Source organism: Rhizobium sp. 05N49, from assembly GCF_056396805.1.
Window position 1 is genome coordinate 616,558 of the sequence record NZ_JBFTME010000001.1, and the last position, 25,269, is coordinate 641,826.

Consider the following 25,269-nt stretch of genomic DNA (forward strand, 5'->3'; position numbering starts at 1 on the left):
CGGAAAGGCCGAATCCGGGATTATTATATTTTTGTAATTTGAATAAGCCGGGGGCTGGCCATAAGTTCGATCTCAACAAAGCGATCCCCAAGCGAGGCACCATCCCTACCCCCGGCGCCGCCTCGCAAGGGTGCCTTTGCAAATACCCGCCGGCTTGGGTTTCGACCCTGCGTCGCTGACGGAAGCAAAGAGCAAGAAGGCAGGAGCGCCCCCAGCTCCTGCCTTCTTTATTTTGGGCTTATGCGCTGCAGCTTTTATTGAGCTTTACCTTACCAATTAACCCCTGAAATACAAAAGCATTGACACTTCCAATAGGCGTGGCAAATGAATGCGCGGAAATCCTGGACAGCGCTATGGCCTACACCGCAGAAAATCTTGCAGCCAACGATAATTTTCTTGCTGCAATTCTTCATTGTGCCAATGAAATGCTCGCGATTTATCGCGACAGCCCGCGTATTGCGTCGATATTCGCAGCACAGCAGCGCTGGCTGATGGCGCATACAGGTTTTGCTCTCTATTACGGCTATCCTGGTGATGAGAAGCGCGGCCTTTATTCCGGCCGCTTCATCGATTTTGTCATGCAGAACAAGATCGCCAGCCGCAACACGGCAGCCGCCTTCGTGCAGGAAATGCTGGCCTACCGTTTTCTGCGCCCCATTCCGGGCGATGACAAGCGCACCCGCTTTCTTGAGCCGACGGAGACGGCGGAGCACCATTTTACCAAATGGCTGGTCGCCCACCTGATGATTCTGGATAGCCTGGATGGCGGCGGCCGCGCAGAAAATCTGACGGCCGATCCCACGTTGATCGCCCGCCTGCAGCCGCTCATCGCCAAGAAGATCATCGAAACCGAAGCTGTGCGCGATCCGGGCGCTACCTTCAATCTCTTCAACTGGGCCAATTCCGGCGGCCTCGTGATGGATTATCTGATATCGCGCCTGCCCGGCTTTCCGCGTTCTGCCGACCGCGTCATCGTCGGTCCGGTGTCGCTGCGCGAGATTCGCGACCAGTTCATGATTTCCAACACGCACCTGAAACGCCTGCTCACACAGGCCGCCGAGATGGGAAGCGTGGGCTGGACCGAGCCGCCGAGAAAGGGCGACTTCTGGCTCTCGCGCGGTTTCGTACTCGAATATTGGAACTATCAGGCGGCGAAATTTGCCATCATCGATTCTGCCGCCGAAGCTGTGCTTGGGCCTGCGGTCGAAGAACAACCGCAGGCAAGACGTCTTACTTCAAGAGCTCTTTGACCGTACCGGAAGCCTTGGCGAAATCCATCTGGCCGGCATAGCGCTCCTTCAGAGCAGCCATGATCTTGCCCATGTCCTTCGGCCCTTCGGCGCCGACTTCCTTGATGATCGCGGCGATATTGGCACGCACCTCATCGTCGGAAAGCTGCTTCGGCATGAAATCCTGGATAACGACAATTTCTGCGCGCTCCTTGGCTGCAAGCTCGGGACGGGCGTTCTCTTCGTAAATCTTCGCCGACTCATCGCGCTGCTTCACCATCTTGGCGAGGATCTGCAGCACTTCGTCATCGCCCGCCTCTTCCTTGCCGATGCCACGATTGGCGATGTCGCGATCCTTGATCGCGGCCTGGATGAGGCGGATGGTGCCGAGACGGTCCATCTGCTTCGCCTTCATGGCTTCCTTGAGCTGGGTGGCGAGTTGATCGCGCAGCATATCTATACTCCTTCTGAAGCACCGGGCCGAAAAGTGTGAAAGGGCTTTTCAGATAAGCCGATGCTTGAACAAAAACTTGAAGCGGCGAATCCGTTTCCCGGCCCGCCGCTCTGGAATGGCGCTTTCATAAACCACGCCGATGTGTGGGATCAAATAAATTGCGAGAATCCCGGCAATATCGGCAGGAAAAGTGCCGCAATCTGCAGTACAAAGATTGACCTAAGCAGAGAGCGTGGCTATTTACCGCCACCTGCACCAAAATTCGTGATCAGGCGTCAAACGCGGCCAAAGCCGCGCGCCTGCACCTGCGAGATCAAATGGCCGGCTCGCGTTGCCAGAACGCCAAGCCCGCCGGAAACGGGATGAAGATGACCGCGACAGCACCCTGGACAACCGAAAAGCCGACCGCCCTGCTCGTTCTTGCCGACGGCACCGTCATCGAAGGCAAGGGTATCGGCGCAACCGGCAAGATCCAGGCGGAGGCCGTCTTCAACACGGCGCTCACCGGCTACGAGGAAATCCTCACCGACCCCTCCTATCTCGGCCAGATCGTCACCTTCACCTTCCCGCATATCGGCAATATCGGCACCAATGACGAAGATATCGAAGACCTGACGCCGGCAGCACGCCATGGCGCGGTCGGCGTCATCTTCAAGGCCGATATCACCGAACCTTCGAATTACCGCGCGGCAAAGCATCTCGATGCCTGGCTGAAGGCCCGCGGCATCATCGGCCTCTGCGGCATCGACACCCGCGCACTGACCGCCTGGATCCGCGAAAACGGCTCGCCCAACGCCGTCATCGCTCACGAGCCCTCCGGCAATTTCGACGTCGAAGCGCTGAAGGCAGAGGCCAAGGCCTGGAGCGGCCTCGAAGGCCTCGACCTCGCCAAGATCGCTTCGTCTGGCCAGTCCTCGCAGTGGTCGCAGACCCCCTGGGTCTGGGACGAGGGCTATGGCGAACTCGGCGCTGCCGACACGAAGTACCATGTCGTCTGCCTGGATTACGGCGTGAAGCGCAATATCCTGCGCCTCTTTGCCGGTCTCTATTGCAAGGTCACCGTCATGCCGGCAACGACGAGCGCCGAGGACGTGCTTGCCCTGCAGCCCGACGGCATCTTCCTGTCGAATGGCCCCGGCGATCCGGCAGCTACAGGCGAATATGCCGTTCCCGTCATCAAGGATCTGATCAAGACCGATATCCCCGTCTTCGGCATCTGCCTCGGCCACCAGATGCTGGGCCTTGCGCTCGGTGCCAAGACCGAGAAGATGCACCAGGGCCACCACGGCGCCAACCATCCGGTCAAGGATCACACGACCGGCAAGGTCGAGATCGTCTCCATGAACCACGGCTTTGCAGTCGACACGAAGTCGCTGCCCGAAGGTGTTGAAGAGACTCACGTATCGCTGTTCGACGGCACCAATTGCGGGTTGCGCGTCCTCGGCAAGTCGGTCTTCTCCGTCCAGCACCACCCGGAAGCCTCTCCCGGCCCGCAGGACAGCCACTACCTCTTCCGCCGCTTCGTGAACATGGTGCGCGAGAAGAAGGGCGAACCGGCACTCGCCGAACGCTGACATCAGATCAAGGCCCGCATAATGCGGGCCTTTTTTCTTTGCCCGCGTATTGACCTCAACTTAACTTGAGGAATTACAGAACTGCCTGCAACACATCAGATGCAGGAGAAGACTGGATGAGCGGAGCTTTCTACAGGATAGACAAATTCGTCGTGCCGGCTGCGGCGCGCGAAGAATTTCTCGTCAATGTGATGATGACCCATAAGGTGCTGGAGGCACAGGACGGCTTCATCAATCATACGGTGCTGGAGCAGATTGCCGGTCCCGGCGAATTCAATTTCGTGACTGTTGCCGAATGGGAAAGCGCAGACGTCGTCGAACGCGTTCGGGCAGTCATTGCCGCAGCCCACAAGGCGGCCAATTTCGATCCTCAGGAAATGTTCGCGCGGCTCGGAATTCGCGCCGATATCGCCAGCTACAAACCGGTTGCGGCATGACAGCTGAGATATGACGGCCGGCTTAAGCCCCGGCCGTCGCGCCCTCGCGGCGTACGAGAATATAGAAGCGGGCGCAGAGCATGGCGGCAGCGGCCGCCAGCCCGACGAGAAATCCATACCAGATTCCAAGCCCGCCGAAGCCGAGCGGGAAGGCAAAGGCCCAGGCGAGGAAAAAGCCGATCGGCCAATAGGCAATCAGCGCCATGACCATCGGCACGCGCGCATCCTTCAGTCCACGCAGCAGTCCGCTGGCGATTGCCTGCAGGCCATCGACAAACTGGAAGAGACCGGCAACGACGATCAGCGGGCCGGCATAAGCCAGCACCTCGGGTGCCTCCGGCAGGCTGACATCAAGGAAGAGCCGCGCCAGAACCTGCGGTATGGCCGCAAAGATGATGCTGCCGATGATGGACGCGGCGGCAGCAATGATGAGCACTGTGATAGCCGCCCTCACCAGCCCGGCATGATCGCCCTGCCCGTGCGCAACGCCGACACGAACGGTTGCCGCCTGGCCGAGGCCGAGCGGGATCATGAAGGCCATCGAAGCCCATTGCAGGGCGATACCATGCGCGGCAAGTTCGATCGTACCGATACGGCCCATCAGCAGCGAGGCTGCCGTGAAGAGGCTGACTTCGGCCAGGATGGTGATGCTGATCGGCAGACCGAGGCGAACGACCTCGAAGAAGGCATGCCAGTCCGGCTTCCAGAAGCGCACGAAGATCTCGTAGCGGCGCGTCTCTTCCCTGCCCTGCACATAGGAGAGGATGAAGAGGAAGCCCGCCGTCTGCACCACGACGGACACGATTGCGGCCCCCTCCAGCCCCATGACCGGAAAGCCGAAATGGCCGAGCACGAGGATATAGGCGCCGATCGCGTTCAGCACCAGCATGGCGATGGTGACCTTGAGGATGACGCCGGCCTTGCCGATGGCGCTGACGAGCGCGCGCATGACGTTGTAGAGCAGCCCCGGCAGCACGCCGAGCTGGCCGATGATGATATAGCCGTGGGCAAGCTTCGCCACTTCAGGCTCCTGCCCGAAATAGCGCAGGATCCTCTCGGAATTATAGAAGGCAGGCTGCATCAGCAGCCAGTAGCAGATGACGACCCAGATGCCCATGCGCAGCGACCGGCGCACGGTCACGACATCGCCGCGGCCATAGGCCTGGGCCACCATCGGGATAACGGCAATCGCAAAGCCCGAACCGAAAATCAGGATCGTGAACAGGAACTGCGCAGAAAGCACCATGGCGGCAAGATGCTCGGCTCCGAGCTGACCGACGATCATTACGTCGGTCATGCCGATGCCGAACTGCGCGAGCTGGGCGCCGATCAGCGGCACGCCGAGCATCAGCGTGGCGCGAAAATGCGCAGACCAACGGTTGTCCTTTGCAGGCGCGACGGCGCGCACATCGATCGGCGTGTCCATGACACTGTTCCTGAGATTGAATTATTGAGAGCCGCAGTGCGGCAAAATATCACGCTGGCTTAAAGCAAGGCAGCGCAAAGAACTACCCCAAAACAAGCAGATGCTGAAAAATTCATCACAGCTTCATTGTTTTTGATGGATCATTCCGCCGCGTTGAAGGCTTGTGCCGGCGCTTTCGCTATCCTCACACGCGTCAGAAATACAACCGCCGCAACCATGATGAAGAAAGCGGCCAGCAGATAAGGCGCACCGGCAAAGGTGATCGGCGCATCCGGCTTGGTGAAATAGCCGAACATCTGCGTGAAGATCAGCGGGCCGATGATCGTCGTGATGCTGCTGATACTCGTGAGCGCGCCCTGCAACTCGCCTTGTGCCGATGGCGGCACCTTGCCGGCGGCGATGCTGCGCAACGGCGGGTCGGCGACATTCTCCATGACGGTCAATACGATCACGGTGTAGACGACCCAGCCCTCCCAGGCGAAAGCGTAGCCCGAAAGCGCCGCCATCGAGAAGCAGAGGCCGAGAACCGCCGTCTTCCATTCGCCGAGAACGGGCACGACACGCGGCAGGACAAGCCCCATGACGACAGCCGCACCGATGCCGTAGATGCCGAGCGACAGGCCGATCTGCCCTTCGCTCCAGCCATAGCGGAAGGTCGAGACGAAGGGCCAGACGGAGGGATAGACGGCATGGGCGAGGAAGAACAGGAACATCACGAGGCAAACCCAGCCGATCCCGGGATAGTGCCGCATTTGCCGCAAAGCGCCGAGCGGGTTTGCGCGCTTCCATTCGAAGGTACGGCGGTTCTTCGCTTCGAGCGTTTCCGGCAGCAGGAAACAGGCGGCGACGAAATTGACGAAGGAAAGCGCGGCCGCACCATAGAATGGCACGCGCGGCCCGAACTCGCCGAGGAAACCGCCGATGACCGGACCGACAGTGAAACCGACACCGAAGGCGATACCGATCAGGCCGAAATTCTTGGCGCGGTTCTCTTCATTGCTGATGTCGGCAATATAGGCCGAGCAGGTGGCGAAGCTGCCGCCGCTGATGCCGGCGAGCACACGGCCGACGAAGAGCATCCAGTAACTGGTGGCGATGGCGCAGATGAAATTGTCGAACGCGAAGGTCAGCACCGAAAGCAGCAGGATCGGCCGTCGCCCGAAACGGTCGCTCAGGTTTCCGAGCAGCGGCGCAAACAGGAACTGCATCAGCGAATAGATCAGCATCAGCCAGCCGCCGTCGACGGCTGCATCGCTGACCGTGCCGCCCGTCAGTTCCTCCAGATAGACAGGCAGGACCGGCATGATGATCGCGATGCCGATAACATCCAGAAAGAGAATAATGAAGACCAGGAAAAGGCCGTGGCGAACGAATTTCGGATCAAGCATAAGACATCTCTACAGCCGATATTTTCTGGAAAGACGATCTCGTCGCCGAATATATGACATAGACGATTGAATTGACCGAAACAATCCGTGAACATTTCAATGTTTTTGATGGAGAATCCGCCAAAACAGATCATTCACGCGCTTTTTCGCTGTTCCATCCGCACGAAATCTACAAAGGCCCGCAATGGCGCGGGCATGTGGCGGCGGCTCGGATAATAGAGAAACGGGCCGGAAAATTCGCTGTCCCACTCACTCAGGATCCGCACCAGCCGGCCTTCCGCAATCCCCGGCGCGAGCAGTTCTTCAAAGGTGCGGATGACACCAAGACCTGCAAGCGCGGCCTCGATTTCCATCTCCACTGCATTGGCGATGACGGGACCGGACGGCGCGATCACGAGCGTTTCGTCACCCCTTTCGAATTCCCAGGCAAGCGAAGCGCCGCTGATGAAGCGATGGCGAATGCAGCTATGTTCCAGCAGATCCCGTGGATGCTGCGGTGTGCCCCGCCTTTCCAGGTAAGCGGGAGCGACCGCCGTCACATAGCGCTGCCGGCGCGGACCGATCGGCACGGCAATCATGTCCCGTTCCAGCCGCTCGTCATAGCGAATGCCGGCATCGAAGCCGGCGGCCAGCACGTCGATGAATGTATCTTCGCCAATGATTTCCAGGGTGATCTGTGGGTAGAGCGTCAGAAACCGGGCGGCGAGTTCCGCCATGAAAAGTTTGACGACAATGCTCGGCACGTTGAGCCGGAGCGTGCCCGCCGGACTATCGCGAAAACTGTCGAGCTGACCGAGCGCGGCAGCCACTTCCGAAAGCGCCGGAGAGAGCTTCTCAAGCAATCGCTGGCCGGCTGCCGTCGGCGTGACGGAACGCGTCGTGCGATTGAGAAGCCTGACGCCGAGCCGCTCTTCGAGGCGTCGCAGAGAATCGCTCAGCGACGATGCGGAAACCCCGCGCTTGCGGGCTGCGGAGCGGAAGCTGCGCTCTCTTGCAATCGCGGCAAAGGCATCCAGATCACTGAGGGGAAGATCATCCATTGTGCATTTTTCCGTACGGCCCGTTCGATACCATCCGGATTATCGCACAAACATGGCTGCTATAAAACGGCATCCGAAGACGCCATCGGGGCGTCGCTGAAGGAGAAGAAGATGCAGACCTATCGTTTGGGAAAAACCGGTCCTGATGTTTCGGCCATCGGTCTCGGCTGCATGGGCATGTCGGGCATGTACGGCCCGTCCGACCGTGCCGAAAGCATAGCAACCATCCACGCAGCACTCGATGCCGGCGTCAATCTGCTCGACACAGGCGATTTCTATGGCATGGGCCATAATGAGATGCTGATTGGGGAAGCGCTCAAGGGCCGCAAGCGCGACGACGCCGTCATCAGCGTCAAGTTCGGCGCCTTGCGCGATCCCTCAAGCGGCTGGAATGGCTACGACGCCCGCCCGATCGCGGTGAAGAACTTCCTTGCCTATACACTGCAGCGCCTGGGCGTCGACTATATCGATATCTACCGCCCTGCCCGCCTCGATCCCAACGTGCCGATCGAGGACACGGTGGGTGCCATCTCCGATCTCATCAAGGCCGGCTACGTCCGCCATGTCGGCCTCTCCGAAGTCGGCGCCGATACGATCCGCCGGGCTGCGGCCGTCGCACCGATTGCCGACCTGCAGATCGAATATTCGCTGATCTCCCGCGGCATCGAGGATGAGATCCTGCCTGCTACCCGCGAGCTCGGCATCTCCATCACCGCTTATGGCGTGCTCTCGCGCGGCCTCATCAGCGGCCACTGGCAGAAAGGCCAGCAGGGTGCAGGTGACTTCCGCGCCGTCAGCCCGCGCTTTCAGGAAGGCAATATCGATGAAAATCTCGCTCTGGTCGAGGAGCTGAGAAAGATCGCCACGCTCAAGGGCGCCTCGGTTGCGCAGGTGGCAATCGCCTGGGTGGCGGCGCAGGGCACGGATATCGTGCCGGTGGTCGGCGCCCGCCGCCGCGACCGGCTGACGGAAGCACTCGGTTCGCGGGCCGTCGAGCTCACCAAGGATGATCTCTCCGCCATCGAACGCGCCGTACCGAAGGGGGCTGCCAAGGGCGCCCGCTACCCGGAGGCCCAGCTCAAGCATATGGACAGCGAAAAGTAAGCTGCCCGGCGTACCGGCACCCCGCCTGCAGGCAGGGTGCCGGATATTCCGCTCAAATCGGGTTGGAGAAAGTATCGCAGGCCGAAAGCTGCCCGCTGTCGAAGCCCCGCTTGAACCAGCGCACGCGCTGCGCCGACGTGCCGTGGTTGAAGCTCTCCGGCACGACATAGCCCTGCGAACGCTTCTGCAGCGTATCGTCGCCGATCTGCTGCGCAGCGTTCAAGGCCTCTTCGAGATCGCCGGCGTCGAGAATGCCCTTCTGCTGTGTGAACTTGCCCCAGATGCCGGCAAAGCAATCCGCCTGCAGCTCGACGCGGACCGACATCTTGTTCGCATCCGCCTCGCTCATGCTCTGGCGTGCCTGATTGAATTTCGGCAGGATGCCGAGCAGGTTCTGCACATGATGGCCGACCTCGTGGGCGATCACATAGGCCTCCGCAAAATCGCCTGAAGCGCCGAACTGATCGGAAAGCTGCTGGAAGAAGGCAGTGTCCAGATAGACCTTATGATCGCCGGGGCAATAGAACGGACCGGTCGCAGCCGATGCGAAACCGCAGGCCGATTGCGTCTGGCCGGAGAAGAGAACAAGCCGCGGCTCTTCGTAATCCTTGCCCTGCGACTGGAAGATGCCATGCCATGTATCTTCGGTTTCGGCGAGAACCGTGCGCACGAAGGCGGTCATCTCGTCATTGGCAGGCGCCTGCGGAGACGATTGGCTTTGCTCGTAACCGGGACCTCCGACCGAACCGCCGCCATCCATCACCTGCATCAGGTCGATACCCATCGCCTTGAAGATCAGGTAGATGACGACGAGAAAGATGATCGTGCCGATGCTGAGCCCGCCACCGCGACGGCCAACCCCGCCGCCCGACGGAAAACTGAAACCGCCACCGCGGCCAAAGGGATTGCCGCCACCGGACGGATCGCTGCGGCGATCCTCGATATTGTCGGATTGACGCCGGCCTTTCCATTCCATCTTCGATCTCCCCGGCTATGCATTGAAGCATGCTCTTAGGAGTCAGTTATATATCCGGTGCGAGAACGAATTCCAGCCGCCTCCTTACGCCGCCCGGCTGCGGCGCGGCCCGAACCGGATGGCACCGACGACCGCAACGGCGACCAGCCCGAGCACCGCTACCGCCATCCAGCTGTCGCCGGAAAAGGCGACGGCATTCATCAACCGGCCCGGCAGCAGAGTGGCAAGGCCGGCAACGACGATGCCGCCGAAATACATGCCCGATACGACCCGGCGATGCGTACGGACATCGTGCCGCCGTGCAGCCAGAATAGCCCGCCAGCTTCCAGCAAGCACCGCGATGGAAAGAAGGTGGATCGGGCTGAAGCCATGGAACAGATTGATCCTGTGGATGAAGAAGCTCGAAAGCGCCGTGATGACCATCAGCGCCATCCAGACCTTGCCGAGCAGCCGGTGCCTTGGCGTGCCCTTCGGCCGGGCCAGCAGATAGGCGCCAAGGATTGCTGCCGGCACGACGGCAAGGACGTGGATCTGAATGGCAAGGGGCGCATTGAACAGTGGCTCGAGGGTCATGGTCGGCTCCGGTTGAAATCGCCCCCTGTTTCCGGCATGACTGCGTTCCTCTCAACAAAGATGGCGTAAACGACGAGGAAACTTCGTGGATCACCCGTCCTTGCAATCCACGCTTCGCGAATTGCAGGTTTTCTGGCGCTCTCCGCGCTTCTGGGGAACCTTCCTCGCCGTCGTTTTGATCTTCGCGGTGACCGGCCCCTACGGCACGATGGAAAGCATGCCGGCCGGCAAGCGCTTCGCCTATTGGCTGATCCTGCACGCTGCCGCATGGTCGATCGCGATCCTGTTTTCGGTGCTTGCCGATACTCTGCTGCGCAAGGTGCTGGATCGCATGTTCTGGCGCATGATGATCGGCTCGCTGGTCGCAGCCTTGCCGATCGGCTTTGCGATCGGTCTCGTCGACTACATTTTCAGCGGCGATCCGGTCCTGCTGGAAAGCAGCCTCTACAGGGCCTTCTTCGCGCTGCCGCTCTGCGCCCTCTTCTGCTTCCTGACCTATCTCACCATGCATCGCCAGATCGAACAGGCAAAGGCGGAAATACCCTCATCAAGCTCGATCCTCGATCGGTTGAAGCCGCAGAATCGCGGCGCCCTGCTGCGTCTGTCCGTGCAGGACCACTATACCGAGGTCGTTACCAGCCGCGGTCGCGAGCTGGTGCTGTTGCGTTTTTCCGACGCGCTGCGCGAGATCGGCGGGACACCAGGCCTCCAGGTGCATAGGTCACATTGGGTGGCCGACGCCCATGTTGAAGCCCTGAAACGCGATAACGGCAAGATCCTGATCCTCACGCGCGACGGCACGCAGATTCCCGTCAGCCGGAGTTTTGCCGAGGAAGCCCGCCGGCGCTTCGGCTGAAGAAATGCCGGCAACTGCTTGACGCGACTCCTGCTTTCCCCCTTCCTGATGATGAGGAGACCTGGAGGAGAATGCCGATGAAAGCCGTGCGCCTGGAAGCGACCGGAAAGCTGTTCCTGCGCGAGGTCGAAAAGCCCGTTCCCGGACCGGATGACCTGCTGGTGCGCGTCGAAGCCTGCGGCATCTGCGGCACCGATCGCCATCTTTTCCTCGGCGAGTTCCCCTCCCATCCACCGGTGACCGTTGGCCACGAATTCGCCGGCATCATCGAAGCAGTCGGCTCCGAGGTCCGCGGTTTCCGCCCCGGTATGCGCGTAACGGGTGATCCCAATATCGCCTGCGGTCGCTGCGAAGAATGCCACAACGGCCGGGTCAATCTCTGCCGGAACCTGCAGGCGATCGGCATCCACAAAGACGGCGGGTTTGCCGACTATGTCATCCTGCCGCAGAAACAGGCCTTCGCCCTGCCGCCTGGCCTCGATCCGCTGCACGGCGCCTTTTGCGAGCCGCTCGCCTGCTGCCTCCACGGCGTCGATCTCGCCAATATTAAGACCGGCGCTTCCGTCATCGTGCTCGGCGGCGGTGTAATCGGCCTTCTCACCGTCCAGCTTGCCCGGCTCGCCGGCGCGACGCATGTCCTCCTCGTCACCCGAAATTCAGATAAACGGACGCTCGCTGAAACACTTGGCGCAACTGCCACCTTCGATCCATCGTGGAAGGATCCAATCAGCGGCATTACCGGCGAAGGCGGATTGCTGCCAGGCGGCGCCGACGTCGTCTTCGAATGCGCTGGCGTGCCGGAAACCATGATGCAGGCGCCGAAGCTCGCAAGGCGTGGCGGCACTGCCCTTATTCTCGGCGTCATGCCGAAAGGCGCAAAGATCGAGGTCGAGCCCTTCGACCTGCTCTTCCGCGAGGTGAGCCTCGTCACTTCCTTCCTCAACCCTTTCACACACGGGCGTGCGGCCGATCTTATCGCGTCGGGCGCAATCAGGGTCGAGCAGCTGATTTCGCGTCGGATCACGCTGGAACAGGCACCCGAAGCGATCGCCAATCCGGCGCACGGCGGCGAGATTCGCGCGCTCGTCGTGCCCGGTCAGCAATAGGCTTCCAAAGGGCGGTCCGGATTCCTGTCGATTCCTTGATTTATGGGGTTCCGTTTGCAAAAACATTTGCCTATAAGCCGCTTCTAGCCTGAAAAGACCCTCAATGCGCGACCCGACCCGGTGACCTCCCACCCTGGCCGGCTTTTTGCGCAGCTAGAAATGGATATCGCCCATGCCGAAGCGCCAAGACATCAAATCGATCCTCATCATCGGCGCAGGACCGATCGTGATTGGCCAGGCTTGCGAATTCGACTATTCCGGCACCCAGGCCTGCAAGGCGCTGAAGGAGGAAGGCTACCGCGTCATCCTCGTCAACTCCAACCCGGCCACGATCATGACCGACCCGGGTCTCGCCGACGCCACCTATGTCGAGCCGATCACGCCTGAAGTCGTCGCCAAGATCATCGCCAAGGAACGCCCCGACGCGCTGCTGCCGACCATGGGAGGCCAGACGGCGCTGAACACCGCGCTCTCGCTGAAGCGCATGGGCGTGCTCGACCGCTACAATGTCGAGATGATCGGCGCAAAACCGGCCGCCATTGACATGGCCGAGGACCGCGCGCTGTTCCGCGAGGCGATGGCGCGCATCGGCCTTGAAACGCCGCGCTCGATGCTGGCAAACGCCACCGACATCAAGGACGCCGACCGCAAGACCCATGAAGCCGAGCGCACCAAGCTGCGCGAAAGCCTCTCCGGCGCCGATCTCGACAAGGCGCTCGACGAACTGGAAAACCAGTGGAACCTCGGCGAGAGCGACCGCAAGCAGCGCTATATGAGCCACGCCATGGCGATCGCCGCCCAGGCGATCGACCATGTCGGCCTGCCGGCCATTATCCGCCCATCCTTCACCCTCGGTGGCACCGGCGGCGGCATTGCCTATAACCGCTCGGAATTCTTCGAAATCGTCGGCAGCGGCCTCGATGCTTCGCCGACCACCGAAGTGCTGGTCGAAGAATCCGTCCTCGGCTGGAAGGAGTATGAGATGGAGGTCGTCCGCGACAAGGCGGACAACTGCATCATCATCTGCTCGATCGAGAACATCGACCCGATGGGCGTCCACACCGGCGATTCGATCACCGTCGCCCCGGCGCTGACGCTGACGGACAAGGAATACCAGATCATGCGCAACGCTTCGATTGCGGTGCTGCGCGAGATCGGCGTCGAGACCGGCGGCTCGAACGTGCAGTTCGCCGTCAATCCGAAGGACGGCCGCCTCGTCGTCATCGAAATGAACCCGCGCGTCTCGCGCTCCTCGGCGCTCGCCTCCAAGGCCACCGGCTTCCCGATCGCCAAGATCGCTGCCAAGCTCGCCATCGGCTATACGCTCGACGAACTCGAAAACGACATTACCGGCGGCGCGACCCCTGCCTCGTTCGAACCGTCGATCGACTATGTCGTCACCAAGATCCCGCGTTTCGCCTTCGAGAAATTCCCCGGCGCTTCCCCGGTTCTGACCACAGCCATGAAGTCGGTCGGCGAAGTCATGGCGATCGGCCGTACCTTCGCAGAATCGCTGCAGAAGGCTCTGCGCGGCCTGGAAACCGGTCTGACCGGCCTCGACGAAATCGAGATCCCCGATGCCGAAGAAGGCGAATCCAGCCTGAACGCCATCCGCGCCGCGATCGGCACGCCGACGCCGGATCGCCTGCGCATGGTCGCCCAGGCGCTGCGCATGGGCCTCACCATCGAGGAGGTGCACGAAGGCTGCAAGATCGACCCCTGGTTCATCGCCCAACTGAAGAACATCGTCGACATGGAAGCCCGCATCCGTGAACACGGCCTGCCAACCGACGAAACCAACCTTCGCATGCTGAAGGCCATGGGCTTCTCCGATGCCCGCCTCGCGACGCTGACCGGCAAGCGCCCGAAGGAAGTGGCAGAGCTGCGCAATTCGCTGAACGTCCGCCCGGTGTTCAAGCGCATCGACACCTGCGCTGCCGAATTCGCCTCGCCGACCGCCTACATGTACTCGACCTACGAGACGCCCTTTGTCGGCGCTGCGCGCTCCGAGGCGCTGGTCTCCGACCGCAAGAAGGTCGTCATCCTCGGCGGCGGTCCGAACCGTATCGGCCAGGGCATCGAATTCGACTATTGCTGCTGCCATGCCGCCTTCGCGCTGAAGGATGCCGGCTATGAAGCGATCATGATCAACTGCAACCCGGAAACGGTTTCGACCGACTACGATACCTCCGATCGCCTCTATTTCGAGCCGCTGACGGCCGAAGACGTGATCGAAATCCTGCGCGCAGAGCAGGAAAAGGGCGAAGTCGTCGGCGTCATCGTCCAGTTCGGCGGCCAGACCCCGCTGAAACTCGCCGAAGCACTCGAAAAGAACGGCATCCCGATCCTCGGCACCGCGCCCGACATGATCGACCTTGCCGAAGACCGCGACCGCTTCCAGAAGCTTCTGATGAAGCTCGACCTCAACCAGCCGAACAACGGCATCGCCTATTCCGTCGAGCAGGCTCGCCTGGTCGCTGCCGAAATCGGCTTCCCGCTGGTCGTTCGCCCGTCCTACGTGCTCGGCGGCCGCGCCATGCAGATCATCCATGCCGAGAGCCAGCTGCAGAGCTACCTGCTCGATACGGTTCCGGAACTGGTGCCTGAGGATATCAAGGCGCGCTACCCGAACGACAAGACCGGCCAGATCAACACGCTGCTCGGCAAGAACCCGCTCCTCTTCGACAGCTACTTGACGAACGCCATCGAAGTCGACGTCGATTGCCTCTCCGACGGCACCGACGTTTATGTCGCCGGCATCATGGAACATATCGAAGAAGCCGGGATCCACTCCGGCGATAGCGCCTGCTCRCTGCCGCCACGCACATTGTCTCGCGAGATGCTCGATGAGCTGGAGCGCCAGGCCAAGGCCATGGCGAAGGCGCTCAACGTCGGCGGCCTGATGAACGTGCAGTTCGCCATCAAGGACGACACCGTCTACGTACTCGAAGTCAACCCGCGCGCCTCCCGTACCGTGCCCTTTGTCGCCAAGACCATCGGCGCGCCGATCGCCAAGATCGCCGCCCGCGTCATGGCCGGCGAGAAGCTCGATGCGACCTTCGCCGCCTATGGCGAGAAGCCGGATCCCCGCGCGCTGAAGCACATTGCCGTCAAGGAAGCCGTCTTCCCCTTCGCCCGCTTCCCGGGCGTCGATACGCTGCTCGGTCCGGAAATGCGCTCGACCGGCGAAGTCATCGGCCTCGACAGCGATTTCGCGCTGGCCTTTGCCAAGTCGCAGCTCGGCGCCGGCGTCGAACTGCCACGTGAAGGCACGGTCTTCGTATCCGTGCGCGATGCCGACAAACCGCGCGTTCTCCCCGCGATCCGCATCCTTGTTGAACAAGGCTTCAAGGTGCTGGCAACCGGCGGCACGGCCCGTTTCCTTGCTGAAAATGGCATCGAGGCGACGAAGATCAACAAGGTTCTGGAAGGCCGCCCGCATATCGAGGACGCCATCCGCAACCGCCAGGTCCAACTCGTCATCAACACGACCGACGGCAACAAGGCGATCTCGGATTCGAAGTCGCTCCGCCGCGCCACGCTGATGCAGAAGGTGCCTTACTACACGACGATGGCCGGCGCCGAAGCCGCCGCCCAGGCGATCAAGGCGCTCAAGGCTGGAAATCTCGAAGTCCGCCCGCTGCAGAGCTACTTCTGATAATACCGTGAAGAGGCATCGCCTCTTCGCATTCATCTTCATCCATCGCCCGGAATACGGCCCGGAACTTGGTATCTTCGAAGCGGTTCCAATTCCAAAGCCAAGCCAAATGGCCTAGGAGTTGATACGCCGCTTAAATCGGATGGCCGAAAATGACTGAATATCCGTTCGATATTGATTACCCTTGGGTCGCGACCGACAAGGATGGCTTCCTTGCCACCTTTTTTACCGGCGGCGCTGGAGCAATTCCCCTGGCCGCGCTCCCAAACATGCATGCTGCATCCAGTGATTTGGAGGCAGCATTTTTACAGCTGCCTGTCGTCTCCGAAGTCAACCTGCTGGTAAGTTATCCGCGGCCTGATGACTTCGTAGCAACGGCAGAGCGAGGGCTTTTCGCCTACGATTGGGCAGATGTTCATCGGATAAAGCGCGATTACTCCGGGAAATACGAAAAGGTAGCAGCGCCTCAAAAACCCATTCGGATTGGAGATTTGCAGCCCTTTTTACAGGTCTTGGCGCGTCGCGCTATGATCAACCTCTCGTTTTTGAGTGCTGACGCAATAAGTATCGAAGACAATTTCAAACCTGACGAATTCATCGCTACCAATTCCTAGACATTGATAGCGTTCGCAATCTGCGACCCCAAATTGCAGACATGCGAACTTGATGTTAGCCTGCTCCCGAGCTGTATCGGGGGAGCAGCATGTCGAAGAACATCGTCATCCTGTTCGACGGCACGTCGAACGAGATATCCGCAGACCGCACCAACATTCTCCGGCTGTTCGGAACGCTGAAGCGCTCCGACGAGCAGATCGTCTATTACGACCCCGGGGTCGGCACGCTTGGCGCGGCAGATGCCTGGTTGCCCCTCTACCGCAAGTCCATTGAGGTCTGGGGCCTTGCCACCGGATGGGGTCTCGATGAGAACGTCAAAGGTGCCTACCGTTTCCTCGTCGAAAATTATGATGCCGGCATGCCCGATGATCACGGCGGCCATCCCGACAGGGACCGCATCTATATTTTCGGTTTCAGCCGCGGCGCCTATACGGCCCGGGTTCTCGCAGGTTTCATCCATGCCTTCGGGCTCTGCAGCAGATATCACCTGAACCTGCTCGACTACGCTTACAGAACCTATAAGGGCATTCCCGAACAGGAACAGCACGCAGATGGCGGAGATCCTTCATCTGCCTTCAAGAGCATGCGGCTCTATGAGCGCATGCTGCGCAACGATCGTCCGCCGATCAAGCTGCTCGGGCTGTTCGATACCGTTGCCTCGGTCATCGAAAAGGGCAAAGGGCGAATCCAGTTCAAGACGCACCCCTTCACCAGAAAGAACCCCAGTGTCGAATATGTGCGTCACGCCATGGCAATCGACGAACGACGAACGATGTTCCAGCCGGAATTGTGGACGCCGGATCAGGATTATCGCGGCAATCCTTTCAAGTCCGCAACCGCAAAGCAGGACTTCAAGGAAGTCTGGTTTGCCGGTGTCCATGGCGATATCGGCGGCGGCTATCCGGAGGCTGAAAGCGCTCAGATCAAGATACCGCTCGAGTGGATGATCCGGGAAACCGGGCCTGCGGGCCTGCTTTACGTTTCGCGCACGGTCAACAATATCGTCCTTGGCAGGAGCGACAACAGCTATGTCGAACTCAACGCCGCCGCACCGCTGCACGACTCGATGAGTGCGGGCTGGAAACTGCTCGAATATATTCCTCGGCGAGTCCCTGAAAACTCCTGGCGCAAACATGGCAACAGAGGAGGCATTTATCTGCCCCTCGAGGACCGGCGATTCATCCCCGATCGCGCAAACCTGCATGAATCCGTGAGAGTGCGCATGGTGACCGGATACAATCCGCTCAACCTGCCGAAGGATCCGGTCTTCGTTCCCTGAATCGAATTCTACGCTCAGTGAGCCAGAGCCTTGATCTGATTCATGTCTTGCCGGAAACGGGCAAGCTCGTGCGCCTTCCTGTCCTCGTCCGGAAGCCGCAACAAGTAGGAAGGATGCACCGTCACGAAAAGCAGCCGTCCTTCCTCCATCGCAATCGACCGACCGCGCACGTCTTCCAGTTTCTGCTTGTCGCCGGTCAGCGAGTAAAAGGCGGTTGCGCCCATCGCCACGATCAGCTTCGGCTTGACGAGATCGAGTTCCAGCTTCAGCCACCAGCGGCAATGCTGCACCTCGCCAAGATTGGGCTTCTGATGGATCCGCCGCTTGCCACGCGGCTCATATTTGAAATGCTTGACGGCATTGGTGACGTAAAGCCGTGACCGATCGATACCGGCCTGCGCAATGGCCTCGTCGAAGACCTTGCCGGCCGGTCCGACGAAGGGTCGGCCGGCAAGATCCTCCTGATCGCCCGGCTGCTCGCCGACGAACATGATGTCTGCATCGGCAGGTCCTTCGCCGAAGACGGTCTGCGTCGCCCTGGCATGCAGCGCGCAGCGATTGCAGACCGCAGCTTCCTCGCGCAACGCCTCCAGCGTCCCCGCCGGCGCCGTCTCCGGCATCGGCAGACGAGCCGCCGCTTCCTGAATTCGGTTGTGATAGGGGAGCGGCATCGTCGCCTCGCGCTCGGCCATGGCGAGTACCTTTGCTTCCGCATCGGCAATCAGGCCGGGAATGAGATCGGCCTCCGGCAGGTTCTTCCAGTATTTTTTCGGCATCTCCGCCTGCATGGCCTTCACCTTCAGCCGCGCCGGATTGAAGATGCTGGCATAGTAGGTGCGCCACAGATCGTCGGTCGCGTCAGTGATATCAGGCTTTTCGCAAGGCGCATCGCTCGTCGTCAGCCGCTCGCCATCCCAGGCGGCCGATCCCTTTGGCGTCGCGATCAGCCAGTCCATGTCGGTGAAGCGGCGCTGGAAGAACGGAGCCTTGCGCGCGACGATGTAGTGATCGGGCTCGAACCAGGCGATGAATTTACGCCGCCCGCCGGCAGGGGCCGCCACCTCCTTGAAGCGGACGAAGGCCGTCATCTTGTGAGCGTCGCGATGCACGCTCTTCTGCATCAGCCGGGCGCGCGACACCTCTTCATCGGATGCCAGCTCCAGCAGGTTCCGGTTTTCCTGCGTTCGCCAGAGCAGGCTGTAAAGCAGTGAGAAGCGCCTGGCATCGCTGTGGCAGATCACTGCCTCGGCCAAAGCCATGAAGGCCGGCGGTACGCTCATCGTCCTGGCATCGACGGGAGGATCTGGCGGCAAGGCATCACGCTGGAAAGCAAAACCCGGTTCGCTGCTTCTTTCATGCCAGTCGATTTCATCAGGCAGAATTCCGGCTGCGGCAAAGGCGCGAGCCGCCTTGCGCCACTCCTCGAAATTCCCCCTGCCCTCCAGAACGACACGGCGCATCATAGCAGCGACAATTGTTCGGGTTGCGGTTCGAACATGGCGCGCAGGTCCGGTCGATCGGCCAGGCGACGCGGCGTCCAGCCCTCGGCAGTGATGAAGGCCTGCACCTTGCGAAGGGAGACACCAAGCCGGGGCAGATCCTCGAGCCGCAACCGGCGCTGCCGCCTCTCCGTCAGGATCGCCTTCACCGTTTTGGTACCGAGCCCCGGAACGCGCAGGAGCTTCTCGCGATCGGCGCGATTGATATCGACAGGGAAGTCCTCGCGATGGCCGAGCGCCCAGGCAAGTTTGGGATCGAGATTGAGATCAAGCATGCCGCCCTGCTGTGACGAGGTGATCTCGTCGATGCCGAAACCATAGAAGCGATAGAGCCAATCCGCCTGATAGAGCCGGTGCTCTCGCATCAGCGGCGGCTTGATGAGCGGCAGGTTCTTCGAACTGTCGGGGATCGGGCTGAAGGCGGAATAATAGACACGTTTGAGACCATAGCTGCTGTAAAGCTGACCGCTGGTCGACAGGATCGTCGCATCATTGGCGCCGTCAGCGCCGACGATCATCTGGGTACTCTGCCCGGCCGGCACGAAGCGCTTGCGCCGCTTGGTCTGCAGCGTCGGCTCTTCCGCCGCCTCGATCTTCAGCCTGAGATCGCCCATCGAGCGGCGGATGCTGGCGGGCTTCTTCTCCGGCGCAAAACGGCTGATGCCGCTATCGGTCGGCAGCTCGATATTGAGCGACAGACGATCGGCATAGAGCCCCGCCTCCTCGATCAGATGTGGAGATGCCTCCGGAATGGATTTCAGGTGGATGTAGCCGCGAAAATGATGCGTGACGCGCAGTTCGCGCACGATGCGTACCATCTCCTCCATCGTATGGTCGGAAGAGCGGATGATGCCCGAGGAGAGGAACAGGCCTTCGATATAGTTGCGCCGATAGAATTCCAGCGTCAGCCAGACGACCTCTTCCGGCGTGAAACGGGCGCGCTCGACATTGCTGGACGAGCGGTTGATGCAATAGGCGCAATCGTAGATGCAGAAATTGGTGAGCAGGATTTTGAGCAACGAAATGCAGCGCCCATCCGGCGCATAGGCATGGCAGATGCCGGCGCCTTCGGTTGAGCCGAGCCCGCCGGAGGCAGTCGAATCCCGTTTGACCGTGCCGCTGGAGGCGCAGGATGCATCATATTTGGCGGCGTCGGAGAGGATCGCCAATCGTTCTCTAAGCGATTTCTTCATCATCTTGTTCACTAAATGTTCACGACGGCAAAATCAAGACGAAGAAATGAGCCTCCCTGCAAGTTCCCTTCAAAAGCAGGCACTTCTGCTGATGATAAAAAGCGGCGATACGAATTTTATGGAAATTGCGCGTGCCGATCTGCTATAAGCAATGAACTAGGTTTGTAACACGGTTCCGAAGTCCCCTTCGGGACCTGTTTTCTTTTGTGTCTGCGCGAACTGCGGATGCGGGGAGAGAAGGACGAAAAAATGGTTGATAAGGTACCGATGACACAGGGTGGTTTCGTCAAGCTGCAGGAAGAACTGCGCTGGCGTCAGCAGGAGGAGCGCCCGCGAATCATCGAGGCAATTGCGGAAGCGCGCGCCCATGGCGACCTTTCGGAAAATGCCGAGTACCATGCGGCCAAGGAAGCACAGAGCCATAATGAAGGCCGCATCACCGAGCTCGAAGACCTGACGGCGCGCGCCGAAGTCATCGACCTCTCCAAGATGTCGGGCGACAAGATCAAGTTCGGCGCCAGGGTGAAGCTCGTCGACGAGGATACCGAGGAAGAAAAGACCTACCAGATCGTCGGCGATCAGGAAGCCGATGTGAAGCAGGGTCGCATCTCCATCTCCTCCCCGATCGCCCGCGCGCTGATCGGCAAGGAAGTCGGCGACTCCATTGAAGTCAATGCGCCGGGCGGCTCGAAGGCCTACGAAATCCTTTCCGTTTCCTGGGGCTGATCGCCCTCGCCTTTCGCACGAGCAGCCAGTGCCGGACATCAGTGACGTCGAGATCATCGCGCCCAACCTGAAACGCCGGCTCTCCGGCGTCACGTCCACGATCGTTCAGCTCATCCCCTGCCAGATCCGGTTGGGGATCAAGATCGCCGCTCTCGGCCCTGGTCTTCCGCCGGAACTTCCGCGGTTGAAATGGCCGCAACTTGCCGGCCTCTGGCGCCCGCCTGCCGGGCACCGGCAGCGCGTCTGGCATGCGCGCCGCAACAACGAAATGGCCGTCGGCATCCTCATGCGCCACGTCCTGCGCATGCCGATGAAGCTCGTCTTCACCTCCGCCGCCCAGCGCCGCCACACCTCCTATACCCGCTGGCTGATCCGCCGGATGGATGCCGTCATCGCCACCAGCAGCCGCTCCGGCTCCTTCCTCAAGGTGCCGCATGTGATCATCCAGCATGGCGTCGATCTGACGCTTTTCCATCCACCCGAGGGGGCTGACGATACGATCGCCGCCGCCGGCCTGCCGGGTCGCTATCTCGTCGGCTGTTTCGGCCGCGTGCGCCATCAGAAGGGCACCGATCTTTTCGTCCAGGCGATGATTGCGCTGCTGCCGCAGCATCCGGACTGGACGGCCGTCATTTCTGGCCGCGTAACGCCGGAGCACACGGCGTTTGCCGACAAGCTGAAGGCCGATATCGCCGCAGCCGGTCTGACCGACCGCATCGTCTTCATCGGCGAAGTGCCTGATATCAAGGTCTGGTATCGCCGCCTGAGCCTCTATGTCGCCCCATCCCGCAACGAAGGTTTCGGGCTGACGCCACTGGAGGCCATGGCTTCGAAGACGCCGGTCGTGGCATCCGACGCCGGCGCTTACGCCGAAATGGTCGTACCGGGCGAAAACGGCGTCATCGTACCGCCCGGCGACGGCGACGCACTGTCGGCGGCCATCGCCACCTATCTTGCCGATCCTGCGCTGACTTCAGCTCAAGGCGAAACAGCACTCCGGCATGTGCGTGAAAACTTCGCGCTGGAAAAGGAAGCAACGGCCATCAACCGGATTTACCGGCAGCTTCTCGGCGCTTAGGCCGAGCCAGGTGACGGACATATCAGGAAGGCGGCGAGACGGAGATGTCGACCGCAAATAGAAACGACACGTGAAAACAAGAGCCTGAAGCGTGGCAAGCGAAACTGAAAGATCGCGACGCGCTTTGGACTACAGCTCGACGAGCCCGAGCTTCTTCACCTGTCGGATCGTCAGCATGGTGCGAACAGTATCGACATGCTCGTTCGCCGTCAGCACTTCGATGACGAAATCCTGGAAACGGGTGAGGTTTTGAGCCACGCAATGCAGCAGGAAATCGCTGTCACCGGAAACCATCCAGGCCTGGCGCACCAGCGGCCATTCGGCGGTGGCTGCAGCAAAGGCCTTCAGATTGGCTTCGGACTGGTGCTTGAGGCCGACCATGCAGAACGCGACGAGATCGAGCCCGAGCCTCGGGCTATTCAACATCGCGTGATAGCCTTCGATGACGCCCGCTTCTTCGAGTTTGCGCACCCGACGCAGGCAGGGCGGCGCTGAAATTCCCACCCTGTCGGCAAGTTCCACATTGGTCATGCGGCCGTCGGCCTGCAGTTCCCGCAATATCTTTATGTCGATAACGTCAAGTTCAGCGCGAACCACGCTCAGGCCTTTCTTTAATTCCCCGTGGGCAGCTTCTATATAAAGCAACGGAATACGCAAGAAAGTTTCAGTCCGATGACGGAATCTTGCACGGCGCCTGCATTTGCCTTGTTGGTAATGCAAGGCTGCCCTTGAATAAAAGCATTGGTCGTTCATAAATGGCGCAGGGATCGCGAAACGGCCTTATTCGCCTCTTAGCCGCCGCATCCTGCTAGCGAAAGGAAATTCCATGTCTGCCCGCCATACCAAGGTGCTCATTATCGGTTCCGGACCTGCCGGTTATACGGCAGCGGTCTATGCCGCGCGCGCCATGCTGAAACCGGTTTTGATCGCCGGTCTGGAACAGGGCGGCCAGCTCATGATCACCACGGATGTCGAGAACTATCCGGGCTTTGCAGATCCCATCCAGGGTCCCTGGCTGATGGACCAGATGCTGCAGCAGGCTCAGCATGTCGGCGCCGAAATCGTCAACGACCTCGTGACCGAAGTCGACCTCAACCAGCGCCCCTTCGTTGCCCGCACCGATAGCGGCCAGGTCTGGACTGCTGACACGCTTGTTATCGCGACCGGCGCCAAGGCCAAGTGGCTCGGCATCGAGAGCGAGCAGCATTTCCAGGGCTTCGGCGTGTCTGCCTGCGCCACCTGCGACGGCTTCTTCTATCGCAATAAGGATGTGATCGTGGTCGGTGGCGGCAACAGCGCCGTCGAAGAGGCACTTTATCTCTCGAACATCGCGAAGTCGGTCACTGTCGTGCACCGCCGCGACAGCTTCCGCGCAGAAAAAATCCTGCAGGAGCGTCTCTTCTCCAAGGAGAACGTCAAGGTTCTCTGGAATACCGAGGTCGCCGAGATCACGGGCACGCCGGCAAAGCCCCCCATGCCGCCGTCCGTTTCCGGTGCTCGCCTGCGCGATACCCGCACCGGCACTATTACCGATGTCGCCGTTGACGGTGTCTTCGTTGCGATCGGCCACGCGCCGGCAACCGAATTGTTCAAGGGCAAGCTGAAGCTCAAGGACAATGGCTACCTCTGGACCGCACCGGATTCGACTGCGACCAGCCTGGAGGGAGTCTATGCCGCAGGCGACGTGACGGACGACACCTTCCGCCAGGCAATCACCGCCGCAGGCTTGGGATGCATGGCCGCCCTCGAGGCAGAACGTTATCTGACGGGCCATATGCCCGTTGCCGTAGCAGCGGAGTAATAGTGGCATGAGGGGTGGGGGAATGCCATTGGACTGGGACAAGCTGCGTATTTTCCACGCAGCTGCCGAAGCCGGATCGTTTACGCATGCGGCCGACAAGCTGCATCTGTCCCAGTCGGCCATCAGCCGTCAAGTAAGTGCGCTCGAGCAGGACGTAGGCACCAAGCTGTTCCACCGCCACGCGCGCGGCCTGATCCTCACAGAACAGGGCGAGCTGCTTTACCGCACCGCCCACGACGTGCTGCTCAAGCTCGAAACCGTCAAGATGCAGCTGACCGAGACGACGGAAACGCCGTCCGGCAAGCTGCGCGTCACGACGACAGTCGGCCTCGGCCAGGGCTGGCTGACCGACAAGATCCAGGAATTCCTGCAGCTCTATCCCGACGTCCAGATCCAGCTCATCCTCGACAACGAGGAAGTGGACGTGAACATGCGCCATGCCGATTGCGCCATCCGCCTTCGCCAGCCGCAGCAATCGGACCTGATCCAGCGCAAGCTTTTCACCGTGCATATGCACGTCTACGCCGCCCCCTCCTACATCAATCGTCACGGCGAGCCGCAGACGATCGAAGATCTCGACAACCACCGCATCATCACGTTCGGCGAGCCGGCGCCAAATTACCTGCTCGACGTCAACTGGCTGGAAATCGCCGGCCGCTCGTCGGACAACAAGCGCATTCCGCATCTGCAGATCAACAGCCAGACTTCCATCAAGCGGGCCTGCCTGCTCGGCATCGGCATCGCCTGCCTGCCGGATTATATCGTTGGCCGCGACCCTGGCCTGATCCAGCTGGCGATCAATGCCGACGTCCCCTCTTTCGATACCTATTTCTGCTATCCGGACGAGATCAAGAACGCCGCCAAGCTGAAAGCCTTCCGCGATTTCATCGTCAGCAAGGCCCGCAACTGGAACTTTTGATTTCCACTTTTGTGGAATGAATCTCAAATCATGCAACCCACGCATGACTGACATGCACAAAAAAGGGTTGTTGTTTGCTCATTAAAGCACCATATCACACATAGCTGATGCACACGGTGGCTTTTCCTCCCAGTTCCACCGCATTAGCTGTTCCCCTCTGGAGGTTTTTGACCTTCACACTTATAAAGGGCCCTGGTTTTCCGGTGGCCCTCTTTTTTTGCCCGATTTTTGCTTTTTGCCTGAATTTTTATCGGAAGATACCGCAGTGCGGAAAAATTTTGTGCAGTGCATAGCTGGCATGCACAAAAGGCTATTGAAAGCTGCACAAAGAACCACCA

The 25,269-nt window shown here is 60.3% G+C and carries 22 protein-coding genes; 13 read left to right on the plus strand and 9 right to left on the minus strand.

Annotated features, from left to right (window positions below; translation table 11 throughout):
- Nucleotides 1-353: 353 nt before the first annotated feature.
- Nucleotides 354-1,250, plus strand: coding sequence for a hypothetical protein (locus AC1DF8_RS03155; protein ID WP_112972250.1), 897 nt, complete (start codon nucleotides 354-356; stop codon nucleotides 1,248-1,250).
- Here the strand turns inward: AC1DF8_RS03155 and AC1DF8_RS03160 are convergent.
- Nucleotides 1,231-1,683, minus strand: a complete 453-nt coding sequence (locus tag AC1DF8_RS03160; protein WP_112972249.1) for a GatB/YqeY domain-containing protein — start codon at nucleotides 1,681-1,683, stop codon at nucleotides 1,231-1,233. The two genes, AC1DF8_RS03155 and AC1DF8_RS03160, sit on opposite strands and share 20 nt — an antisense overlap.
- A gap of 368 nt (nucleotides 1,684-2,051) precedes the next feature.
- On the opposite strand from AC1DF8_RS03160, the gene carA reads away from it, so the two are divergent.
- Nucleotides 2,052-3,257, plus strand: coding sequence for a glutamine-hydrolyzing carbamoyl-phosphate synthase small subunit (carA, locus tag AC1DF8_RS03165; RefSeq protein WP_477994951.1), 1,206 nt, complete (start codon nucleotides 2,052-2,054; stop codon nucleotides 3,255-3,257).
- Between the two features lie 116 nt (nucleotides 3,258-3,373).
- Nucleotides 3,374-3,694 carry an antibiotic biosynthesis monooxygenase gene (locus AC1DF8_RS03170; RefSeq protein WP_112543616.1) on the plus strand — a complete coding sequence of 107 codons (321 nt, stop codon included), beginning with the start codon at nucleotides 3,374-3,376 and terminating at the stop codon, nucleotides 3,692-3,694.
- 22 nt (nucleotides 3,695-3,716) lie between these two features.
- Here the strand turns inward: AC1DF8_RS03170 and AC1DF8_RS03175 are convergent, their stop codons facing one another.
- From AC1DF8_RS03175 to AC1DF8_RS03185, 3 genes are all read right to left on the minus strand, one after another.
- Nucleotides 3,717-5,120, minus strand: a complete 1,404-nt coding sequence (locus tag AC1DF8_RS03175) for an MATE family efflux transporter (RefSeq protein ID WP_477994952.1) — start codon at nucleotides 5,118-5,120, stop codon at nucleotides 3,717-3,719.
- Nucleotides 5,121-5,260: 140 nt separating this feature from the next.
- A complete protein-coding gene (locus tag AC1DF8_RS03180) occupies nucleotides 5,261-6,508 on the minus strand; it encodes a TCR/Tet family MFS transporter (protein WP_477994953.1) in 1,248 nt (415 codons plus the stop codon).
- A 134-nt stretch (nucleotides 6,509-6,642) separates the two neighbouring features.
- Entirely contained in the window at nucleotides 6,643-7,548 is a 906-nt protein-coding gene (locus tag AC1DF8_RS03185; protein WP_477994954.1) for a LysR family transcriptional regulator, read from the minus strand.
- A 111-nt stretch (nucleotides 7,549-7,659) separates the two neighbouring features.
- Between AC1DF8_RS03185 and AC1DF8_RS03190 the strand changes: the two genes are divergently transcribed.
- Complete coding sequence (locus AC1DF8_RS03190) at nucleotides 7,660-8,652, plus strand: aldo/keto reductase (protein ID WP_113115240.1); 993 nt, start codon at nucleotides 7,660-7,662, stop codon at nucleotides 8,650-8,652.
- A gap of 52 nt (nucleotides 8,653-8,704) precedes the next feature.
- On the opposite strand, the gene ypfJ is transcribed toward AC1DF8_RS03190, so the two are convergent.
- The gene (gene ypfJ, locus AC1DF8_RS03195) at nucleotides 8,705-9,628 is read right to left on the minus strand and encodes a KPN_02809 family neutral zinc metallopeptidase (protein ID WP_112543611.1); all 924 of its coding nucleotides are present in this window, start codon (nucleotides 9,626-9,628) and stop codon (nucleotides 8,705-8,707) included.
- Between the two features lie 84 nt (nucleotides 9,629-9,712).
- The gene (locus AC1DF8_RS03200; protein ID WP_477994955.1) at nucleotides 9,713-10,201 is read right to left on the minus strand and encodes a DUF2306 domain-containing protein; all 489 of its coding nucleotides are present in this window, start codon (nucleotides 10,199-10,201) and stop codon (nucleotides 9,713-9,715) included.
- A gap of 85 nt (nucleotides 10,202-10,286) precedes the next feature.
- Between AC1DF8_RS03200 and AC1DF8_RS03205 the strand changes: the two genes are divergently transcribed.
- The 5 genes from AC1DF8_RS03205 (at nucleotide 10,287) to AC1DF8_RS03225 (ending at nucleotide 17,715) form a co-directional block, all read left to right on the plus strand.
- Nucleotides 10,287-11,057: a LytTR family DNA-binding domain-containing protein gene (locus AC1DF8_RS03205; RefSeq protein ID WP_477994956.1), complete on the plus strand. Its 771-nt coding sequence runs from the start codon at nucleotides 10,287-10,289 to the stop codon at nucleotides 11,055-11,057.
- Nucleotides 11,058-11,134: 77 nt separating this feature from the next.
- Nucleotides 11,135-12,163 carry a zinc-dependent alcohol dehydrogenase family protein gene (locus tag AC1DF8_RS03210; protein ID WP_477994957.1) on the plus strand — a complete coding sequence of 343 codons (1,029 nt, stop codon included), beginning with the start codon at nucleotides 11,135-11,137 and terminating at the stop codon, nucleotides 12,161-12,163.
- 172 nt (nucleotides 12,164-12,335) lie between these two features.
- Entirely contained in the window at nucleotides 12,336-15,821 is a 3,486-nt protein-coding gene (gene carB, locus AC1DF8_RS03215; RefSeq protein WP_477994958.1) for a carbamoyl-phosphate synthase large subunit, read from the plus strand.
- Nucleotides 15,822-15,973: 152 nt separating this feature from the next.
- Nucleotides 15,974-16,435, plus strand: coding sequence for a hypothetical protein (locus tag AC1DF8_RS03220; protein WP_477994959.1), 462 nt, complete (start codon nucleotides 15,974-15,976; stop codon nucleotides 16,433-16,435).
- An 89-nt stretch (nucleotides 16,436-16,524) separates the two neighbouring features.
- Nucleotides 16,525-17,715, plus strand: coding sequence for a T6SS phospholipase effector Tle1-like catalytic domain-containing protein (locus tag AC1DF8_RS03225; RefSeq protein ID WP_477994960.1), 1,191 nt, complete (start codon nucleotides 16,525-16,527; stop codon nucleotides 17,713-17,715).
- Between the two features lie 14 nt (nucleotides 17,716-17,729).
- Here the strand turns inward: AC1DF8_RS03225 and AC1DF8_RS03230 are convergent, their stop codons facing one another.
- Both AC1DF8_RS03230 and AC1DF8_RS03235 read right to left on the minus strand, forming a co-directional pair.
- Nucleotides 17,730-19,175: a UdgX family uracil-DNA binding protein gene (locus AC1DF8_RS03230; protein WP_477995063.1), complete on the minus strand. Its 1,446-nt coding sequence runs from the start codon at nucleotides 19,173-19,175 to the stop codon at nucleotides 17,730-17,732.
- Nucleotides 19,175-20,407 (minus strand): putative DNA modification/repair radical SAM protein, encoded by a 1,233-nt coding sequence (locus AC1DF8_RS03235; protein ID WP_477995064.1) that lies wholly within the window; start codon nucleotides 20,405-20,407, stop codon nucleotides 19,175-19,177. Before AC1DF8_RS03235 ends, AC1DF8_RS03230 begins: the two co-directional genes overlap by 1 nt.
- Before the next feature lie 249 nt (nucleotides 20,408-20,656).
- Between AC1DF8_RS03235 and greA the strand changes: the two genes are divergently transcribed.
- On the plus strand, nucleotides 20,657-21,133 hold the full coding sequence (gene greA, locus AC1DF8_RS03240) for a transcription elongation factor GreA (protein ID WP_112543605.1): 477 nt from the start codon (nucleotides 20,657-20,659) through the stop codon (nucleotides 21,131-21,133).
- 28 nt (nucleotides 21,134-21,161) lie between these two features.
- Nucleotides 21,162-22,211, plus strand: a complete 1,050-nt coding sequence (locus AC1DF8_RS03245) for a glycosyltransferase family 4 protein (RefSeq protein WP_477994961.1) — start codon at nucleotides 21,162-21,164, stop codon at nucleotides 22,209-22,211.
- 129 nt (nucleotides 22,212-22,340) lie between these two features.
- Here the strand turns inward: AC1DF8_RS03245 and AC1DF8_RS03250 are convergent, their stop codons facing one another.
- Complete coding sequence (locus tag AC1DF8_RS03250; RefSeq protein ID WP_112543653.1) at nucleotides 22,341-22,808, minus strand: Lrp/AsnC family transcriptional regulator; 468 nt, start codon at nucleotides 22,806-22,808, stop codon at nucleotides 22,341-22,343.
- A gap of 229 nt (nucleotides 22,809-23,037) precedes the next feature.
- On the opposite strand from AC1DF8_RS03250, the gene trxB reads away from it, so the two are divergent.
- Nucleotides 23,038-24,012 carry a thioredoxin-disulfide reductase gene (trxB, locus tag AC1DF8_RS03255; RefSeq protein WP_112972239.1) on the plus strand — a complete coding sequence of 325 codons (975 nt, stop codon included), beginning with the start codon at nucleotides 23,038-23,040 and terminating at the stop codon, nucleotides 24,010-24,012.
- Between the two features lie 22 nt (nucleotides 24,013-24,034).
- Nucleotides 24,035-24,931 (plus strand): LysR family transcriptional regulator VtlR, encoded by an 897-nt coding sequence (locus AC1DF8_RS03260; RefSeq protein WP_112543602.1) that lies wholly within the window; start codon nucleotides 24,035-24,037, stop codon nucleotides 24,929-24,931.
- Nucleotides 24,932-25,269: the final 338 nt, after the last annotated feature.

Coding starts and splice junctions, on each gene's coding strand:
- AC1DF8_RS03155 (WP_112972250.1), top strand. CDS start 354: ATGGCCTACACCGCAGAAAATCTTGCAGCCAACGATAATTTTCTTGCT.
- AC1DF8_RS03160 (WP_112972249.1), bottom strand. CDS start 1,683: ATGCTGCGCGATCAACTCGCCACCCAGCTCAAGGAAGCCATGAAGGCG.
- carA (WP_477994951.1), top strand. CDS start 2,052: ATGACCGCGACAGCACCCTGGACAACCGAAAAGCCGACCGCCCTGCTC.
- AC1DF8_RS03170 (WP_112543616.1), top strand. CDS start 3,374: ATGAGCGGAGCTTTCTACAGGATAGACAAATTCGTCGTGCCGGCTGCG.
- AC1DF8_RS03175 (WP_477994952.1), bottom strand. CDS start 5,120: ATGGACACGCCGATCGATGTGCGCGCCGTCGCGCCTGCAAAGGACAAC.
- AC1DF8_RS03180 (WP_477994953.1), bottom strand. CDS start 6,508: ATGCTTGATCCGAAATTCGTTCGCCACGGCCTTTTCCTGGTCTTCATT.
- AC1DF8_RS03185 (WP_477994954.1), bottom strand. CDS start 7,548: ATGGATGATCTTCCCCTCAGTGATCTGGATGCCTTTGCCGCGATTGCA.
- AC1DF8_RS03190 (WP_113115240.1), top strand. CDS start 7,660: ATGCAGACCTATCGTTTGGGAAAAACCGGTCCTGATGTTTCGGCCATC.
- ypfJ (WP_112543611.1), bottom strand. CDS start 9,628: ATGGAATGGAAAGGCCGGCGTCAATCCGACAATATCGAGGATCGCCGC.
- AC1DF8_RS03200 (WP_477994955.1), bottom strand. CDS start 10,201: ATGACCCTCGAGCCACTGTTCAATGCGCCCCTTGCCATTCAGATCCAC.
- AC1DF8_RS03210 (WP_477994957.1), top strand. CDS start 11,135: ATGAAAGCCGTGCGCCTGGAAGCGACCGGAAAGCTGTTCCTGCGCGAG.
- AC1DF8_RS03220 (WP_477994959.1), top strand. CDS start 15,974: ATGACTGAATATCCGTTCGATATTGATTACCCTTGGGTCGCGACCGAC.
- AC1DF8_RS03225 (WP_477994960.1), top strand. CDS start 16,525: ATGTCGAAGAACATCGTCATCCTGTTCGACGGCACGTCGAACGAGATA.
- AC1DF8_RS03230 (WP_477995063.1), bottom strand. CDS start 19,175: ATGCGCCGTGTCGTTCTGGAGGGCAGGGGGAATTTCGAGGAGTGGCGC.
- AC1DF8_RS03235 (WP_477995064.1), bottom strand. CDS start 20,407: ATGAAGAAATCGCTTAGAGAACGATTGGCGATCCTCTCCGACGCCGCC.
- greA (WP_112543605.1), top strand. CDS start 20,657: ATGGTTGATAAGGTACCGATGACACAGGGTGGTTTCGTCAAGCTGCAG.
- trxB (WP_112972239.1), top strand. CDS start 23,038: ATGTCTGCCCGCCATACCAAGGTGCTCATTATCGGTTCCGGACCTGCC.
- AC1DF8_RS03260 (WP_112543602.1), top strand. CDS start 24,035: ATGCCATTGGACTGGGACAAGCTGCGTATTTTCCACGCAGCTGCCGAA.